Annotated in this window: 16 protein-coding genes and 1 tRNA gene; 13 read left to right on the top strand and 4 right to left on the bottom strand. The window is 61.6% G+C overall.

Annotated features, from left to right (window positions below; genetic code table 11):
• A partial coding sequence (locus AC1D0I_RS05315; RefSeq protein WP_477393504.1) for a dihydroorotate dehydrogenase occupies nucleotides 1-539 on the top strand: 539 nt, incomplete at its 5' end.
• Here AC1D0I_RS05315 and AC1D0I_RS05310 read toward each other — a convergent pair.
• The gene (locus tag AC1D0I_RS05310; RefSeq protein WP_477393502.1) at nucleotides 532-1,872 is read right to left on the bottom strand and encodes an MATE family efflux transporter; all 1,341 of its coding nucleotides are present in this window, start codon (nucleotides 1,870-1,872) and stop codon (nucleotides 532-534) included. The two genes, AC1D0I_RS05315 and AC1D0I_RS05310, sit on opposite strands and share 8 nt — an antisense overlap.
• Nucleotides 1,873-2,004: 132 nt before the next feature.
• On the opposite strand from AC1D0I_RS05310, the gene AC1D0I_RS05305 reads away from it, so the two are divergent.
• Nucleotides 2,005-2,910 carry a histone deacetylase family protein gene (locus AC1D0I_RS05305; RefSeq protein ID WP_477393500.1) on the top strand — a complete coding sequence of 302 codons (906 nt, stop codon included), beginning with the start codon at nucleotides 2,005-2,007 and terminating at the stop codon, nucleotides 2,908-2,910.
• A 55-nt stretch (nucleotides 2,911-2,965) separates the two neighbouring features.
• Here AC1D0I_RS05305 and AC1D0I_RS05300 read toward each other — a convergent pair whose 3' ends face one another.
• Nucleotides 2,966-3,229, bottom strand: a complete 264-nt coding sequence (locus AC1D0I_RS05300) for a DUF6460 domain-containing protein (RefSeq protein ID WP_457153262.1) — start codon at nucleotides 3,227-3,229, stop codon at nucleotides 2,966-2,968.
• 463 nt (nucleotides 3,230-3,692) lie between these two features.
• Here AC1D0I_RS05300 and AC1D0I_RS05295 point away from each other — a divergent pair, with 463 nt between their 5' ends.
• From AC1D0I_RS05295 to AC1D0I_RS05265, 7 genes are all read left to right on the top strand, one after another.
• The gene (locus AC1D0I_RS05295; protein ID WP_477393498.1) at nucleotides 3,693-4,232 is read left to right on the top strand and encodes an outer membrane protein; all 540 of its coding nucleotides are present in this window, start codon (nucleotides 3,693-3,695) and stop codon (nucleotides 4,230-4,232) included.
• Nucleotides 4,233-4,430: 198 nt separating this feature from the next.
• Entirely contained in the window at nucleotides 4,431-5,450 is a 1,020-nt protein-coding gene (locus tag AC1D0I_RS05290; protein WP_477393514.1) for a glycosyltransferase family 2 protein, read from the top strand.
• A complete protein-coding gene (locus AC1D0I_RS05285) occupies nucleotides 5,443-6,144 on the top strand; it encodes a class I SAM-dependent methyltransferase (RefSeq protein WP_457153260.1) in 702 nt (233 codons plus the stop codon). The genes AC1D0I_RS05290 and AC1D0I_RS05285 overlap by 8 nt, the downstream gene beginning before the upstream one ends.
• Nucleotides 6,122-6,598 carry a GtrA family protein gene (locus AC1D0I_RS05280; RefSeq protein WP_477225374.1) on the top strand — a complete coding sequence of 159 codons (477 nt, stop codon included), beginning with the start codon at nucleotides 6,122-6,124 and terminating at the stop codon, nucleotides 6,596-6,598. The genes AC1D0I_RS05285 and AC1D0I_RS05280 overlap by 23 nt, the downstream gene beginning before the upstream one ends.
• A 35-nt stretch (nucleotides 6,599-6,633) precedes the next feature.
• Complete coding sequence (locus AC1D0I_RS05275; RefSeq protein WP_477393496.1) at nucleotides 6,634-8,115, top strand: hypothetical protein; 1,482 nt, start codon at nucleotides 6,634-6,636, stop codon at nucleotides 8,113-8,115.
• 211 nt (nucleotides 8,116-8,326) lie between these two features.
• Complete coding sequence (locus AC1D0I_RS05270) at nucleotides 8,327-10,216, top strand: acyltransferase family protein (RefSeq protein WP_477393494.1); 1,890 nt, start codon at nucleotides 8,327-8,329, stop codon at nucleotides 10,214-10,216.
• A 93-nt stretch (nucleotides 10,217-10,309) separates the two neighbouring features.
• A tRNA-Gly gene (locus tag AC1D0I_RS05265) sits at nucleotides 10,310-10,383 on the top strand.
• Here AC1D0I_RS05265 and AC1D0I_RS05260 read toward each other — a convergent pair.
• Both AC1D0I_RS05260 and AC1D0I_RS05255 read right to left on the bottom strand, forming a co-directional pair.
• A complete protein-coding gene (locus AC1D0I_RS05260) occupies nucleotides 10,372-10,623 on the bottom strand; it encodes a hypothetical protein (protein WP_477393492.1) in 252 nt (83 codons plus the stop codon). The genes AC1D0I_RS05265 and AC1D0I_RS05260 overlap by 12 nt on opposite strands.
• Nucleotides 10,624-10,733: 110 nt before the next feature.
• A complete protein-coding gene (locus AC1D0I_RS05255; protein ID WP_095084264.1) occupies nucleotides 10,734-11,723 on the bottom strand; it encodes a LysR family transcriptional regulator in 990 nt (329 codons plus the stop codon).
• A 311-nt stretch (nucleotides 11,724-12,034) separates the two neighbouring features.
• On the opposite strand from AC1D0I_RS05255, the gene chvE reads away from it, so the two are divergent.
• The 4 genes from chvE (at nucleotide 12,035) to araD1 (ending at nucleotide 17,233) form a co-directional block, all read left to right on the top strand.
• Nucleotides 12,035-13,105, top strand: coding sequence for a multiple monosaccharide ABC transporter substrate-binding protein (gene chvE, locus AC1D0I_RS05250; RefSeq protein WP_184877702.1), 1,071 nt, complete (start codon nucleotides 12,035-12,037; stop codon nucleotides 13,103-13,105).
• 121 nt (nucleotides 13,106-13,226) lie between these two features.
• The gene (mmsA, locus tag AC1D0I_RS05245; RefSeq protein ID WP_477225370.1) at nucleotides 13,227-14,759 is read left to right on the top strand and encodes a multiple monosaccharide ABC transporter ATP-binding protein; all 1,533 of its coding nucleotides are present in this window, start codon (nucleotides 13,227-13,229) and stop codon (nucleotides 14,757-14,759) included.
• Nucleotides 14,756-16,048, top strand: coding sequence for a multiple monosaccharide ABC transporter permease (gene mmsB, locus AC1D0I_RS05240; RefSeq protein ID WP_095082262.1), 1,293 nt, complete (start codon nucleotides 14,756-14,758; stop codon nucleotides 16,046-16,048). The genes mmsA and mmsB overlap by 4 nt, the downstream gene beginning before the upstream one ends.
• 192 nt (nucleotides 16,049-16,240) lie before the next feature.
• Nucleotides 16,241-17,233, top strand: coding sequence for an AraD1 family protein (gene araD1 / locus AC1D0I_RS05235; protein ID WP_457152065.1), 993 nt, complete (start codon nucleotides 16,241-16,243; stop codon nucleotides 17,231-17,233).
• The last annotated feature ends 21 nt before the right edge of the window (nucleotides 17,234-17,254 follow it).

The following is a 17,254-nucleotide window of genomic DNA, read 5'->3' as shown; positions in this document are numbered from 1 at the left end:
ACATGCAGGCGCGCGAGCAGCTCGGCGAGCTTTTGTCACGCGTCATGGCGGCGCGCGCCGCCGCAACGGCGCAGCCGCCGGCCTTCCTCAAGATCGCGCCGGACCTGGTCGAGGCCGAGCTGGAAGACATCGCCGCCGAGGTCACCGAGAAGCGGATCGACGGTGTCATCGTCTCCAACACCACCATCTCCCGGCCAGGGCTGCGCAGCGGCGACGCCGCGCGCGAGACCGGCGGGCTCTCCGGCAGACCGCTGTTCGAACGCTCGACCATCGTGTTGGCCAGAATGCGCAAACTGCTCGGGCCAGAGCTTGCCATCATCGGCGTCGGCGGCGTCGATTCGACCGACACGGCGCTGGAAAAGATCCGAGCCGGCGCCGATCTCGTCCAGCTCTATACCAGCATGATCTATGCCGGCCCCGCACTGCCGGGCCGGATCGTCGCCGGGATGGCACGCTTTGCCGAAACGGGGCGCCTCAGATCCATTCGCGATTTGCGCGACAGCCATCTCGATCAATGGGCGTCGAAACCGCTCAGCTGAACGCCGTCCGCAGTCGCAGCCGCAAAATCGTCAGCAGGCTGAAGCCCCGTGCGAGCAGGAAGACGTGCAGCGCCGCCCACAGACCATGGTTGCCGAAGGCAGGCGCCAAGGTGAGCAATGCGACTACAAAAACCAGGAACGACAGCAGCATCATGTTGCGCATGTCACGCGACCAGGTCGCGCCGATGAAGACGCCATCCATCTGGAATGCCAGCACGCCGCTCAACGCGGTGAACGCTGCCCATGGCAGGAAGATATCGGCCGCTGAACGGACCTCCACCGACGTCGTCACGAGAGCAACCAGATTGGCGCCGGCCAGTAACAGCACCAGGGTCGCCGCACCCGCCAGCCCGAATCCCCAAAACAAGGTGAGCCGCACGGCCTGCCGGAACGGTGTTGCCGCACGCGCGCCGACGGCACGGCCGGCCAGTTGTTCGGCGGCGGTGGCAAAGCCATCGAGGAAATAGCCGGCAACGAGAAAGAAATTCATCAGGACGGCGTTGGCGGCCAGCGTCACCGTGCCGAACTGCGCACCCTGGCGGGTGAACAGTGCGAAGGCGGCCAGCAGCGAGAACGAACGGATCATGATGTCGCGGTTGAGCGACAGCATGCGCAGGAAGGCGGCCATGTCGAGCAGGCGGTGGCGTGGCAAGGACGGCGCCGCCCGGAACCGGCGGACCACGATCGCCAGGCCGAGCAGCATGGCGAGGAACTCACCGGCGACGGTAGCCCAGGCGACGCCTGCCACGCCCCAGCCAAGCTTCAATCCAAGCAGGAAGCAGAGCGCGATGTTGATGCCGTTCAGCACCAATTGCAGCATCAGCCCAAGCCCGCCCTCGCCGCGCCCCAGGACATAGCCGAGGATGGCGTAGTTGATCAGCGAGAAGGGGGCTGCGAGCATCCTGATGTGGATATAGACGGCCATTGCCTCGCTGACGCGCGGTTCGGCGCCCATGAACTTTTGCCCGGCGATGGCAACCAGCGGCGCAAGTGCGGCGAGCACGATGCCGGCTACAACCGCGATCAGCACGGCGCGCCAGAACACCGCCTGTTCCTCCAATTCGTCGCCGCGCCCGAAGGCCTGTGCGACGAGGCCGGTGGTGCCCGAACGCAGGAAATTGAAGGTGGTGAAGACGACGTCGAAAACAAGCGCGCCCGCCGCCAGGCCGCCGAGCAAGGCGGCGTCGCCGAACTGGCCGACGACAGCCGTGTCGACCAGGCCAAGCATCGGTGTCGTCAGATAGGCAAGCGTCATCGGCACCGCGATGGCAAGCACGGAACGATTGGTGACGACAAAGTATCTGGCGTCGGCTGAGGTTGCACCCTTGTCCAAAGGATTGCTGCCTTGCTGATTGCGGCTTGATCGAACAGCCGGTGTGCCCCATTTTGCCGGCATCGCGCAATCACCCAACCCGTGACGGCCAACCGAATCCCCGGTCTGGCGCGAGCCCGCCGGACCCAGTTCATGCCCCTGCAGATCGTCCACCATCCCGACTACGACGCCGGCTTCGCCGTCAACCATCGCTTTCCGATGAGCAAATATCCGCTGCTGATGGACGCCTTGCGCGCACGCGGTCTGGCCGGGCCCGACGCGCTCAACATCGCCGAACCGGCGCCGGCATCATGGCTGAAACTTGCCCATGGGGCGGAGTATGTCGACCAGGTCATCAGCTGCTCGGTGCCTGAAAAAATCGAGCGCGAAATCGGTTTTCCGGTTGGCCCACGCGTCTCCTTGCGCGCACAGCTTGCAACCGGCGGCACGGTGCTGGCGGCGCGGCTCGCCTTGCGCCACGGCATCGCCTGCAACACCGCCGGCGGCAGCCATCATGCGCGGCGCGCGCAAGGCGCCGGCTTCTGCACCTTCAACGATGTCGCTGTCGCCGCGCTGGTCCTGCTTGCCGAGGGCGCCGCACAAAACATCCTGGTCGTCGACCTCGACGTACATCAGGGCGACGGGACGGCCGACATTCTCGCGGGCGATCCGCGCGTGTTCAGCTTTTCCATGCATGGCGACCGCAACTACCCCGCGCGCAAGATCGCCTCCGACCTCGATGTCGCGCTGCCCGACGGCACAGGTGACGCTGCCTATATCGAAAGGCTCGCCGCCATTCTGCCGGAACTGTCGGCCCAAGCGCATTGGGACATCGTCTTCTACAATGCCGGCGTCGACGTCCATGCCGAGGACAGGCTTGGACGGCTGTCGCTATCGGATGACGGCTTGCGCGCTCGCGACGACATGGTGATCCGCCATTTTCGCACGCTGGGCATTCCCGTCTGCGGCGTCATCGGTGGCGGTTATTCAACCGATGTGGCAACGCTCGCCGCTCGCCACGCCATCCTGTTCGAGGTGGCGTCAAGCTATATCAGATAATCCTTTTACGCATGATCTTGCCCGAAAACCGGTTCCCACTTTTCGGGATCATGCTCTACTTCCGGTAGCTGGCGATCCTGATCAGGATGAAGGCCGGGACGACGATCGCCGCACCCAGCAAGATGTAGCCGAGAAAGCGATCGATGGCGTGGAAGCCGAGATTCCAGAGATCGGTGAAGAACTTCCGGATGCCATAGAACACGTCCATCGGCGACCAGCCGAAGGCATTCATGACCAGGCCGACGAGGAACGACACCACCAGCAGCTTCAGGATCACCCTGAGCGGCGAGTCGCCGAGAAAGCGCGTCAATGCGGACAAGGCCCGTCTCCCGATTGAGGTGCCCAGACTCGAGGGCGTCGGCCCAGACATACGCACTTGGCTTCCTGGCTTCAAGCCGACAGGTTTGCCTGGATAGCCTAGGCCTTGGGCGAGACAGAGCGCGGCCCTGTCGTGCGAATGATACTGATCGAGCCCATGCCGATTTGCTAAGAATCGGTAAACAGCACCTATCTAATTTGTTGAAAATAAAGCGAAAAATCTTCATTTTTCGATTTCTCGCAATGTGCGTGCAATTTTCGACTGCGAGATAACCCACGTCTTTCAGGCAGAGGTTGCGCGAAAAGATCCGGTCACCCACCACGACTGCCTTGTGTCAGTTTCCGTGACCAGCGCGACCGTTCCCGGCGAGACAAGTGAGCGGGAGCGCGACCGCCCCAATGGTCAGGCTCCCAAGAGATCAACCTGCGTATCTTCGGATGCGCGTGCGTGTTGGAGTAATGCAATGTCCCCCCAAGCAATGATGCTGCTGACGGCAAGTGCGCTTGCCATGTGCCCGAACGGCTCGGCAATGGCTGCCGATCTCGCGCCTACCTACAACGATCCTCCCGCCTTTCAGTGGAGCGGCGCCTATGTCGGCGTACATGGCGACACGGCATTCACTGGGATGCCGAACCCGTTTGCCGGCAGAAACGGCCTCAGCGGCGGTATCCAGGCCGGCTACAATCAGCAGCTAGGCTCGGGAGTCCTGGGGGCCGAGATCGAAGGCTCCTACCTGGGCGGCGCCGAGCACGACGTCGAGGGCGGCAAGGTCAAGGAAAAGTGGCGCGGTGCCGCCAAGGCCAAAGCCGGCGTGAGCATCGACCAGACGCTGCTGTTCGGAACCGGGAGCGTTGCGCTGACCAAATTCGACAAGGGCGACAAGGTCAGCAGCAGCGACGGATGGAAACTCGGCTATCTCTTCGGCGTCGGTATCGAGCAGGGTTTAGCCGGTGGCCTCTCGACCAAGGTCGAACCTTGCCTGCCAGATCGCGCTTCTGCATGACGGCACAATCCGGATATTGGCCGGGTCCTGGCGCGGCGCGCGCATCCGCATGGAACTGCCGGTTCGGTCGTGACCGTGGCCGCCGGCGGCGGAAAAAGGCGACCGGCCAATGGCCGCGACCGACCCGCTGGCTTATCTGTTTTCTAACCAATTGCCGCTATTCCCAATCGAATAGCGGGAGCAAGGCTTTTGGTGGAAATGGAGAAAAACACCGCGCGACGCGCCGTCATGCTGTCGGTGGTCGTCCCATGCTACAATGAACTGGACGGGGTGGCCGAACTTCATCGACGGGTGACGGCCGCATGCCTGGAACAGGGAGCCTCCTATGAGATCGTGCTTGTAATCGACGGCGCGACCGACGGTACACGCGAGGCCATTTTCCAATTGGCGGAAAAGGACGACCATGTCGTCGCCATCGACCTTGCCCGCAACTACGGCCACCAGATCGCGTTGAGCGCGGGGCTCGAATTCTGTCGCGGCCAGCGCATTCTCATTCTCGATGCCGACCTGCAGGATCCGCCTGAACTGCTCGGCGCGATGATGGCGAAGATGAATGAAGGCTTCGATGTCGTTTACGGCCAACGGCAGAGCCGCGACGGGGAAAGCTGGTTCAAGCTCGCCTCCGCCTCGATGTTCTATCGCTTGCTGCGCCGCATGGTCGATGTCGAGATCGCTTCGAATTCAGGGGATTTCCGGCTGATGAGCCGCCGCGCGCTCGACCATCTGAACGCGATGCCCGAACGCTACAGGTTCATTCGCGGCATGGTGAGCTGGATCGGGCTGAAGCAGGTGGCCTTCCCCTATGAACGGCATCGGCGCTTTGCCGGCACCACCCACTATCCCCTGAAGAAGATGGTTCTTCTGGCGGTCGACGCGATGACCAGCTTCTCCATCGCACCCTTGCGGTTCGCCTCGCTACTTGGAATGTTGTTCGGGCTTCTGGGCCTGGTCGTGCTCGGCTACACCCTGGTCGAATGGTCGGTCGGAAACGTGTTGCCCGGCTGGACCAGCCTTGCCGCGATCGTGCTGATTCTTGGCAGCGTCCAGCTGATGGTGCTTGGTATCTTCGGCGAGTATCTCGGGCGCATGTACATGGAGACAAAGCGGCGGCCGCTTTACTTCGTCAACGAGATCGTTTCGCGCAGCCAGGCAGTCGAGGACAAGGATCTGCCCGTCCGCCGCCTGCAGGAGATGGCAAAGAGGGCCGCACGTGCTTGAGGCGGAGTTCGACCAGTTTGCACGAGAGTACCAGGAACAGCATGCCGCCAGCATAAGGCTGAGCGGCGAAACCCCGGACTTCTTCGCCAAGTACAAGATCGACGACATCGCCGCGACGCTGCGGCGGGCCGGCGTAAAACCGCGACGGATACTCGACTTCGGCGCCGGTGTCGGCAACTCGCTCGGCCATATGCGCAACGCTTTTCCGGACAGCGAGATCACCTTGCTCGATCCTTCGCGGGAATCGCTCGACATCGCCAGCAAGCGCTTCCCCGGCCAGGCCGCCTTCACGCATTTCGACGGCGAGACAATTCCCTTTGCCGACGGCAGCTTCGACCTGGCTTTCGCGGCCTGCGTCTTCCACCACATTCCCGAGGACCTCCAGGTCGGACTGCTCGCGGAGATTGGCAGGGTGCTGGCCGGTGGCGGCAGCTTCTTTGTTTTCGAGCACAATCCGTGGAACCCGCTGACCACGCACGCGGTGAGAAATTGCGCTTTCGACGAGAACGCGGTTTTGATCAATTCGCACGAGATGCGCAGGCGCATGGCCGAGGCGGGTCTTGCCAACACCCGGATCATCTACCGGATCTTCTTTCCTCGGCTGCTTGCGCGGCTGAGGCCGTTCGAGCGTTTCCTCACCAAGATTCCTGTCGGAGCCCAATATTTTGCGCATGCGGTCAAACCTGCCGTTTGACTATCCGAGGATGCTGCGATTTGGCGTCGTCGGTCTGTTGAACACGGCGCTGGGCTACGCCGTCATTCTGGCCGGACTTGCGTTGGGTTTTGGCGACATCGTCGCCAATGCCACGGGCTTTGGCGCCGGCCTTGTCCTCGGCTTCTTCCTCAACCGCCAATGGACCTTCACCAGCGCCGATGGCTTCCGGTCAGGAACCCTTTTGCGATATGGGGGCGTCTTCCTGGTCGCCTACAGCATCAATCTGGCAGTCGTGATCGCCGCCCGGTCAGCAGGCATCACAGAAAGCCCCCTGGTTCACCTCGCGGGAATCTGCGTCTATTCGGTTGTTTTCTACCTCGGTTCGGCTCACTTCGTGTTTGTCGGGCGCGGAGGTCGCGAAGACGATGAAGCCGACCGGAACCTTCCGATGGCCGGTGGGTCTCGGCGGATGCCGACCAGTCGAAATCCTTGAACCAACTGTCATCGGAAGCGATTAGAGGCGGCGCCATGAACAACGCTCAGGCCAGTGCGGGCGCGGCAACGTACGATCAGCGTATCCAACTGATATTCTGCCTGTTCACCGCCTGTATCATGGCGGCGGTGCTGGCCGCCTTTGCCCCTTCCATCCTGCAGGATCCCGACAGTTGGTGGCAAGTAAAGGTAGGACTGGATCTCCTGGCAAGCCGGACATTTCCGACAGTCGACCCTTATTCCTACACGTTTGCCGGCCAGCCATGGATCGCCAAGGAATGGCTGGGGCAGGTCCTTTTGGCTCTTGCCTACCGGGCGGGAGGCTGGAACGGCGTGGTCACGCTGATCATCGCCATGATTTCCCTGACGGTTTTCCTGATGGGGTGGTTTCTCAGCAGATGGCTGAAGCCGATCCTGTCGATTGCGCTGGCCTTCATTGCAATGGCCCTGATCACCCCGATCTTTACGGGGCGTCCACATATCTTCACTTTCCCGATCATCGTCGTCTGGACGGCGATGCTCTTTCGTGCGGCATGGGAAGAACGGGCGCCACCCTGGTGGCTGCTTCTGCTGGTTGTGTTGTGGGCGAACCTGCACGCCACCTTTACCTTGAGCTTCGTCATAGCAGCTTTCGCCGGTCTCGATCTGCTGACGCGTACAGGTCTCACAAAACCGGCCCTCGTGGCGAAATGGATCGCATTTGGTCTGCTTTGTCCGCTGGTCAGCCTGATCCACCCCTATGGCGTCCAGGCCATCCTGGCGACCTTCGCCGTGGCCTATGGCAACGAGGCGGTGTCGCTGATCGCGGAATGGCGACCGTTCAATGCGCAGGATCTCGTTGTCCAGGAAGTTGCGATGCTGGTGGGGCTGTTCGGGCTGCTGGTGTCACGGTTGCGAATTGGCTGGGCCAAGGCGTTGTTCATCGTCTTCACCTTGCATGCCTTTCTCGCCCATCTGCGTTTCATGTATCTGTTCTTCCTCCTGGTTCCGGTGGTGATCGCGATGGAGGTCGCACAGCAATATCCCTCGCTTTCGGCTACCGCATGGCTGGCTGAAAAGCGCGACGGACTGGAACAATTCTTCGCCAGGCGGTTTTACGCGATCTGCGGCGCGGCAGCTGTTTTGGTCATCGGCGCGGTCGCCATGTTCGGCAGCGTCTACCAGGTCGCGCCGAGCCCGAAGACGTCGGCCAGTGGGGCGCTGGCATTCGCCGAAAGCCATCATCTGTCCGGCAACGTGCTGAATTCCTACAATTTCGGCGGCACGCTGATCTTCCACGGGATCAAGACCTATATCGACGGTCGGACGGACCAGCTGTTCCTGGGCGGTTTCACAAAAGCCGATGACGAGACGGGACACAGCAACGGCAAGCCGCTCCTCGAAGCCCAGTTGAAGAAATACGCGATAGGCTGGGCGCTGGTTGCAGCCGACGACAATCGCATTCCCTTCTTCGACCAACTGGGCTGGAAGCGGGCCTATTCGGACGATCATGCGGTGATCTACCTGCCCGGCGCTTGAACCGCGGCGCCGGCGCGCACCAGCTTCGCCGGCATTCGAACTGGCATATGCCTTGACACTCATGTTGCGGTGCAGCAAAGTTGCACCGCAGAGGATAGGCATGTGAGACCGACGAGCCGGAATTTTTTGCACGAGCGGGACATCGCCGTATGAGCGGCGTCTTGTACTCGCGGAACCAAAGCCTCCGGCCGCGGCGCGCGAGCCTGCCCGGATGAATTACAGGCGCGACATCGATGGCCTTCGGGCCGTGGCGGTGCTGCCCGTCCTGCTCTTCCACTTCGGCGTCTCCGCCATTCCTGGCGGCTTCACCGGCGTCGACATCTTCTTCGTCATATCGGGCTATCTGATCAGCGGCAGCCTGCTCGACGATCTCGAGCGCGGCGAGTTTTCGATCGGTCGCTTCTATTGGCGCCGTGCACGGCGCATCCTGCCGGCGCTGATCTTCGTCATCCTGCTCGCCAGCATTGCCGCCTGGTTCATCCTGCTGCCGTCGGACCTGCACGAATTCAGCTTGAGCGTGATCGCCGCCTCGACCTTCTGGTCGAACATCTATTTCTGGAAGACGACGAACTATTTCTCCATCGACGCCGAACTGCGGCCACTGCTTCACACCTGGTCGCTTTCTGTCGAAGAGCAGTATTATATCTTCGCGCCGATCCTGCTCTATTTGATCTACCGATATGTCTCGAAGCGCTGGCTGACGGTACTGCTGCCGATCGCCATCGGCAGCTTTGCCGTGGCGGTCATGGCAACGTCGCTGGCGCCGACCGCCGGCTTCTATCTGTTGCCGACGCGCCTCTGGGAACTGGCGCTTGGCGCCATGCTGATGCTGAAAAAGCCACCGGCACTTGCCAGCCGGCCGGCGATGGAACTGATCGGCCTCGCCGGCTTTGCCTTGATCGCCTTCGGTTTTCTAACGATTTCGCAGAGCGACCCGTTTCCGGGCTACAATGCCTTGTTCCCCTGCATCGGAACCGCCCTGCTCATCTATGCGGGTCATGATCATCCCGGCGCCGACAGGCCGGCACCTGTTGCGACCCGCGTCCTTCGGTTCGCGCCGCTGGTCTGGGTTGGCCTCATTTCCTATTCGCTCTACCTCGTTCACTGGCCGATCAATTCCTTCGTCCACTATCTTTCGTTGAAGGCCATCGGCGTGCCGACGGTCATCGCGATGATGGTGGCGAGTTTCGCCCTGGCGACATTTTCCTGGAAGTATGTCGAGCAGCCTTTTCGCCGGAAACGAGCGTTCACCGCCCCACTGCCGATATTCGCCTTTTCGGCGGCGGCGATCGTCCTGCTCTGTGTCGGCGGCTTGGCCGGCGTGCTGGGTGGTGGTTTTCCGCAACGGTTCCCAGACTTCTCGACCGAGCCGATCCGGGTCGGCGACTGGCGCAACGGCGTCTGCTTCAACGAAGGGGCCGGCATCGACACCTGGAACCTCGCCGACTGCACCCGCACGCAGGGCTTTGCCACCAATGTGCTTTTGTGGGGCGATTCCTTCGCCGCCCACTATGTTTCGGGACTAGACGCCAACGCCCAGAAAATCCAGGCCAATGTTATCCAGTACACCTATGCTGGCTGCCCGCCCGACCTTACCTATTTTTCCTATGCCCGGCCAAGCTGTACGCTTTTCAACGAACGGGCTCTGTCGATTATCCGCGACGCCAACATCCGGGCGGTAATCCTGAGCGGCCGATGGACCGACTACCAGGTCAGGGGCTTCGATGGCCTGCAAAAAACGATCGATCGGCTTCGCGACATGGGCGTCAAGGTCTATGTCATCGGCCAGTCGCCGGAATTCATCGCCGACGTCCAGAAGATCGCCTTCTTCGCAAGACGGGAGCATATCGGGAATACGTCCTGGCCGACGGCCATGGATCCGGGCATCAACAAGCGGGTGCTGCCGTTCGCCAAAGGGGCGACATTCATAGATCCGCTGGCATATCTGTGCGATCCGGCCGGCTGTTCGTACGCCGATGCGGACAGCAAGCAGTTTCTCTATTTCGACTATGGCCACTTCTCTTCCGCCGGCGCGACATTAGCCATCTCGAAGTACTGGCCAAGCTTTGCCGCCGGCAACAAGCTCGCCAGGGCAAGATAGCAATCGCAGGTCGATACGCGTCGCCGCAGCCTGTGGTGTAAAAGCCGCTTTGCGATTGCCCGAAGGCCAACCCGCATGGTAACGAGGGATCGCGCGGGTATGATGTAATGGTAGCTTGTCAGCTTCCCAAGCTGAATGCGAGGGTTCGATTCCCTCTACCCGCTCCAGCCCATGGCGCCGGAAACAATTTCAGCACCCGCCTGTTCGTCGAACACAACCGAGCAGCCTCGTGCAAGCGCGACCGTTGCAAGCGCGTTTGCCACTACGTCATCCGATGAGACGAAATCGCCGGTCAGTACCCGCAATTCTTCCACGCCTTCAGCCATCGACACGAAATTCCCGACCGATCGTTCGTGCTTGCAGGCCTCGACCACGCAAAGCAGGTCGATCATTTCGAAGCTGCGCATGTTCGGTCTCCTGAAGAAATCGTCCCTTGCAGGGATATGAACGCATCAGCAGGAAATAATGTTCCCGCCTTGCTGTTCGCCAGCCCCGAACTCGACGCCTGGCCGAGCCGTCATCCCACCTCTCGCAGGATGAAGTCGTGCAGCATCTTGGCGGCCGGCGACAGCACACGGTTCTTCACCGTGATCAGGCTGTAGGGCCTGACCTCGATGTCGAATTCGGTCTGGACGACGTCGATGGCGCCGGCCAGCCCGTCGGGATTCTGGATGAATTTCGCCACCTGGACCGATACCGGTGCAATCGCATCGGAATGTGCGACCATGACCAGGGTCAAGAGCAGCGAGCTGGTGTTGAGGATACGGTCCGGCAAAGCGATGTTGCGGTTGAGGAAATTGCTTTCCATCGCCTGGCGCAAAGGCGACCCGCCCGACTGGAAAACCCAGTCGTAGGCGGCGGTGTCCTCCAGCCGCACCGCCTCGCCCTTGGTGAGCGGATGGCCCCGGCGCACGATCAGGCAGGCCTTCTCGACGCCGATCACGCGCGACTCGAACAGCCGCGGATTGAGATCGTCAGGGATGCGCGCGATGATGAAATCATGGCGCGTGGCGATCAATTCGCGTGCCAGCACGTTGGAGGTCTCGACCTGCATGGTGATCTCGATGCGCGGATAGATGCGGCGGATTTCGCGAATCGCCGGCACCGCCAGCTCGATTGCCGGTGCCGTCACAGCGCCGAGAAACACCGAGCCGCCTTTGCCCGCCTTGAGTTCGGAAATCTCGCGGTCGACCTCGCGCATTTCCAGGAGGATCGAGCGCGCGCGCCTGGACAATGCCTTGCCGAAAGGCGTCAAGGTGATGCCGCGCGGCAGCCTTTCGCACAGCTTGACCTCCAGCACGGCCTCCATTTCGCTGATCATGCGCGAAGCCGCCGGCTGAGAAATGTTCATAACTTGGGCTGCCGCGCTCACCCGGCCATGGTCGTCGAGCGCGACGATCATACGCATGTGGCGCAAGCTGAGGCCACTGCGCAGCAAGGTTTCGCCGTCGCCCGGCATCTCTCTGTAACCATTTGAAATCGCATTCGGATTCCTTAGCGCCGCCATAGCCTCTCCTTGCTTCTGCTCGCAGGCGGCCAGCGGTCGCGCCAGCCGTCTCGCCTCGATATCATATACCAATATTGATATAGCAATCATCAAAGATCGCATTTGACAGTTATGGCAAAGGATCACAACCTTCGCGCGTTCCGAGACGCGACGGTCGCAGACGAGAAAAATCGTATCGATTGAAATCAGCGCCTCGGGGCCATGGGAGGATACCGGAGATCGATATGACGGCAGCAGTGCCTTGGCGCTTCTGCACGATTGCGCGGCCCGCGACCCCCGGGGTGCCGCGTCCATCAACCAGGGAGAGTTAAGTGAAAATCATCAAGACGTTAGTCGCCGCCTTGGCGGTCAGCATCGCGGCCATGTCGGCCACCGCCTACGCAGCCGACAAAGGCCTCGTCGGCGTGCTGATGCCCACCAAGACCTCGCAGCGCTGGATCAATGACGGCGACGCCGTCAAGTCCCAGCTTGAGGCTCTGGGCTACACCGTCGACCTGCAATATGCGCAGGACGACATTCCAAACCAGCTCAGCCAGCTGGAAAATGAAATCACCAAGGGCCCGAAGGCGCTGATCATCGCCTCGATCGACGGCACCACCCTGTCGGACGCGCTGCAGAAGGCCGCTGACGCCGGCGTCGTCGTCGTCGCCTATGACCGCCTGATCAAAAAGACCGCCAATGTCGACTACTACACGACCTTCGACAATTTCGGCGTCGGCGTCATCCAGGCGAATTCCCTGGTCAAGGGCCTCAAGGAGCGTTTCCCGAACACCAAGCCGTGGAACGTTGAACTGTTCGGCGGCTCGCCCGACGACAACAACGCCTTTTTCTTCTACAATGGCGCGATTTCCGTCCTGCAGCCACTGATCGACGACGGCTCGATCAAGATCAAGTCCGGCCAGACCGGCATGGACAAGGTCGGCACGCTGCGCTGGCTGGCGGCCACCGCCCAGGCTCGCATGGACAATCTGCTCTCGGCCAACTACTCGGACGGCAGCCGCGTCGATGGCGTTCTGTCGCCCTATGACGGCCTGTCGCGTGGTATCACCGCATCGCTGCGCGCTGTCGGCTACGGCACGGACGCTCAGCCCTGGCCGATCGTGACCGGTCAGGACGCCGAGACCGCCTCGGTCAAGCTGATCATCTCGGGCGAGCAGTACTCGACCGTGTTCAAGGACACCCGCGAACTGGCCAAGTCGACCGTTGAGCTCGTCGACAAGGTGCTGTCGGGTGGCAAGCCGGATGCCCTCGACACCAAGACCTACAACAACGACGTCAAGGTCGTTCCCTCGATCCTCTTGACGCCGCATGAAGTCGACAAGTCGAACTACCAGGCGCTGGTCGTCGACTCCGGCTACATCAAGGCCGACGAGCTGAAGTAATTCGGTTTCAAATCCAGGGGTCCTGCGCAACGCAGGGCCCCTTTTCGTTCACCAGCAGGCCCGGTATTGTTACCGACCTCGCCGGCAGTGTTTGCCGACCTCTCAGGGAGCGGTAGTCCCAATGGCCTCGACGATTTTGGAGATGCGCGACATCACCAAGACGTTCCCCGGCGTGAAGGCGCTGTCGAACGTCAACCTCAGCGTCGAGGAAGGCGAGATTCATGCCGTGGTCGGCGAGAACGGCGCCGGCAAGTCGACGCTGATGAAGGTGCTCTCGGGCGTCTATGCGTCCGGCACCTATGATGGCGCGATCGTCTACCGTGGCGAGGAATGCCATTTCAAGGGCATTCACGACAGCGAGCACAAGGGCATCGTCATCATTCACCAGGAGCTTGCACTGGTGCCGATGCTGTCGATCGCCGAAAACATTTTCCTTGGCAACGAACACGCCAGATTTGGCATCATCGACTGGAATGCCAACGAGACACGTACCAGCGCCTTGCTGAAGAAGGTGGGCCTCAAGGAGGACCCCAAGACGCTGATCACCAATATTGGCGTCGGCAAGCAGCAGCTGGTCGAGATCGCCAAGGCGCTCAGCAAGGAAGTGCAGCTGCTGATCCTCGACGAGCCGACGGCGAGCCTGTCCGAAAAGGACAGCCAGGCACTGCTGGACCTGCTGCTCGAATTCAAGCGGCAAGGCATCACCTCGATCCTGATCTCGCACAAGCTCAACGAGGTGAACCGGGTCGCCGACAAGGTCACCATCATCCGCGACGGACGGACCATCGAAACACTTGCCAAGAAAGACATTTCGGAGGACCGCATCATCACCTCGATGGTCGGCCGTTCGCTCGACGACCGTTATCCGCCGCGCGAGCCCAAGATCGGCGAGGTCGTGCTCCAGGTGAAGAACTGGTCGGTCTATCACCCAATCCATGCCGAGCGGCAGGTGATCAAGGGCATCGATATCGATGTCCGCAAGGGTGAGGTGGTCGGCATTGCCGGGCTGATGGGCGCCGGACGCACCGAATTCGCCATGAGCCTGTTTGGCCGCTCCTATGGCCGCCGCATCACTGGCGACGTGCTGCTCAAGGGCAAGCCGATCGATGTTTCGTCGGTGAGCAAGGCTGTGGAACACGGCATTGCCTACGTCACCGAGGACCGCAAGACCTACGGTCTCAATCTCATCGATCACATCAAGCACAACATCACGCTGGCCAACCTGCCCGGCGTGTCGCGCCACGCCGTGATCGACGACCTGCGCGAACTTGCCGTCGCCAATGACTACAAGGCCAAGACCAACATCCGCTCGTCAAGCGTCTATCAAATGACCGGCAATCTGTCGGGCGGCAATCAACAGAAGGTGGTGCTGTCGAAATGGCTGTTCGCCAATCCGGAAGTGCTGATCCTCGACGAGCCGACGCGCGGCATCGACGTCGGCGCCAAGTATGAAATCTACACCATCATCGCCCGCCTCGCCTCCGAGGGTAAGGCGATCATCGTCATCTCGTCGGAGATGCCAGAACTGCTCGGCATCACCGACCGCATCTACGTCATGAACGAAGGCCGCATCGTCGGCGAAATGGCGGCGAGCGAAGCCAGTCAGGAAAAGATCATGCGCGCCATCGTTCGGGGAGAAGGAAAAGCATCATGACCACCGAAAGCGCTCCCGCGCCGAAAAGCGGCGTCGCCGAAGATGTGCAGCAGGGGCCGCGTGTGGCCGTCTCGGCGCTGATCACGAATCTGCGCGAATACGGCCTGATCCTGGCGCTGATCGCCATCATGGTGTTCTTCCAGTTCACCACGTCCGGCACGCTCTTCAAGCCGGTGAACCTGAGCAATTTGGTGCAGCAGAACAGCTTCATCATCGTGATGGCGCTGGGTATGCTTCTGGTGATCGTTTCGGGCCATATCGACCTCAGCGTCGGCTCCGTCGCCGGTTTCATCGGCGCGCTGGCGGCAATGATGATGGTCATCTGGCCGCTTGGCCCCCTCAGCAATCCGCTGGTTGTGTCGATCATCTGCCTCATCATCGGCGGCGGCATCGGCGCGGCCCAAGGCTACTGGATTGCCTATCACCGAATACCGAGCTTCATCGTGACGCTGGCCGGAATGCTCATCTTCCGCGGCATCTGCCAGGCGCTGCTGGGTGGCGGGTCTTCCGTGGGACCGCTTCCAGATGGCTTCAAGGCGCTCAGTTCCGGCTTCATTCCGGACGTGATCGGCCCCTTGACGCTGATCCCGCCGACGGTGAACGCCGCCGGCAAGACCATCATCGGCAGCGGCCTGACACTGCACATGACGACGATCCTGATTGGCGTCGTCGCCGTGCTCGCCTATGCGTATTTCGGGCTCAAGGCACGGCGCACGCGCGAGCAGCACGGCTACGAAGCCGAGCCTTTCACGCTGTTTGTCATCAAGACCCTGGTGACCAGCGCGCTGGCGCTGTTCCTAGTCTACCAGTTCGCCAGCTACAGGGGCCTGCCAATCGTTCTCATGGTGATGGGCGTGCTGATCGCACTGTTCGTGTTCGTCACCAAACGCATGACGATCGGCCGGCGCATCTACGCAATGGGCGGCAATGCCAAGGCGGCACAGCTATCGGGCATCAAGACCGAGCGACTGACCCTGATGGTGTTCGTCAATATGGGCGTGCTGTCAGCGCTTGGCGGCCTGATCATCGCGGCCCGCCTTGGGCAGGCAGTGCCGGCGGCAGGCCTTGGCAGCGAGCTCGACGTCATCGCCGCGGTGTTCATCGGCGGCGCCTCGGCGATGGGTGGTGTCGGCCAGGTCATCGGCGCGGTGGTCGGCGGCTTCATCATGGGCGTGATGAACAACGGCATGTCGATCATGGGCGTCAATGTCGACTGGCAGCAGGTGGTGAAAGGCCTGGTGCTGCTCGGCGCGGTGGTGTTCGACGTCTACAACAAGAACAAGGGCTGAGGGAACCAGGAAGGCATACGGGTCACATCGCGGCGCTGCCCGGCGGCACGAAAAGAAGTCCCTGAGGGACCAGGCTCGCGAGCGCAATCCGAATGGAGAATTTCACCCGTGGCATGGACGAGGTCCTGGCCGCGCTGGGCAAGGTTTGCCGTCCCGGCAGCCCCTGCCAAGGCAAATGAGAGAGGATTCATCATGCTGATCTCCCAGATTCTCGATGACGCCGAGACCATCCGCGTCGTTGCCCGCAACGGCGGCAAGACCCGGATCATCAATGGTGCGCGCAGCGTCTATTCGCTGGCGATGGAGGCCGCCCGCACCGGCGTCGGGCTCGTCGCGCTGATCGAGCGCAAGGGGCTTGGCGAGACAATCGATCTCGATGCCGCCTACAAGAAGGGGCGGCTGCTGTCGCCGATCAACCACCCCGATCCGGCGCACCTGCATCTGACCGGCACCGGACTGACGCATCTCGGCTCGGCCGCGACGCGCGATTCCATGCACAAGAAGCTCGGCGCCGAGGGCGAGGAACAGCTGACCGATTCCATGAAGATGTTCCGCATGGGGCTGGAGGGCGGCAAGCCGGCGAAAGGCCAGATCGGTGTGCAGCCGGAATGGTTCTACAAGGGCAACGGCACGATGGCTGTGGCGCCAGGTGCCGCACTGCTGTCGCCGGCTTTCGCCAAGGACGCCGGCGAAGAGCCGGAAGTGGCCGGCATCTATGTCATCGGCGACGATGGCGCACCGTTCCGTGTCGGCTTCACGTTGTCGAACGAGTTTTCCGACCACGTCACCGAGCGCGTGAACTATCTGTTCCTGGCCCACTCCAAGCTGCGCAACGCCTCGTTCGGGCCGGAAATCCTGATCGGCGACCTGCCGTCCGACATCCGCGGCAGCTCGCGCATCTATCGTGACAACGAGGTGCTGTGGGAAAAGCCGTTCCTGTCAGGCGAAGCGAACATGTCGCACACCATCGCCAATCTCGAACACCACCACTTCAAATATGCGGCTTTCCGCCAGCCAGGCGACGTGCATGTGCACATGTTCGGAACGGCGACGCTGTCCTTTGCCGACGGCATCAAGACCGAGGCTGGCGATGTGTTCGAAATCGAGGCCAAGGATTTTGGCCTGCCGCTGCGCAACCCACTCGAGATCGAGCAGCCGGTGAAGGTGGCGGTGAAGGCGCTTTGACAGCACGACCTCCCCCACGAG

The organism is Mesorhizobium sp. P2_D1 (genome assembly GCF_056404455.1).
This window is presented reverse-complemented; position numbering and strand designations above follow the sequence as displayed.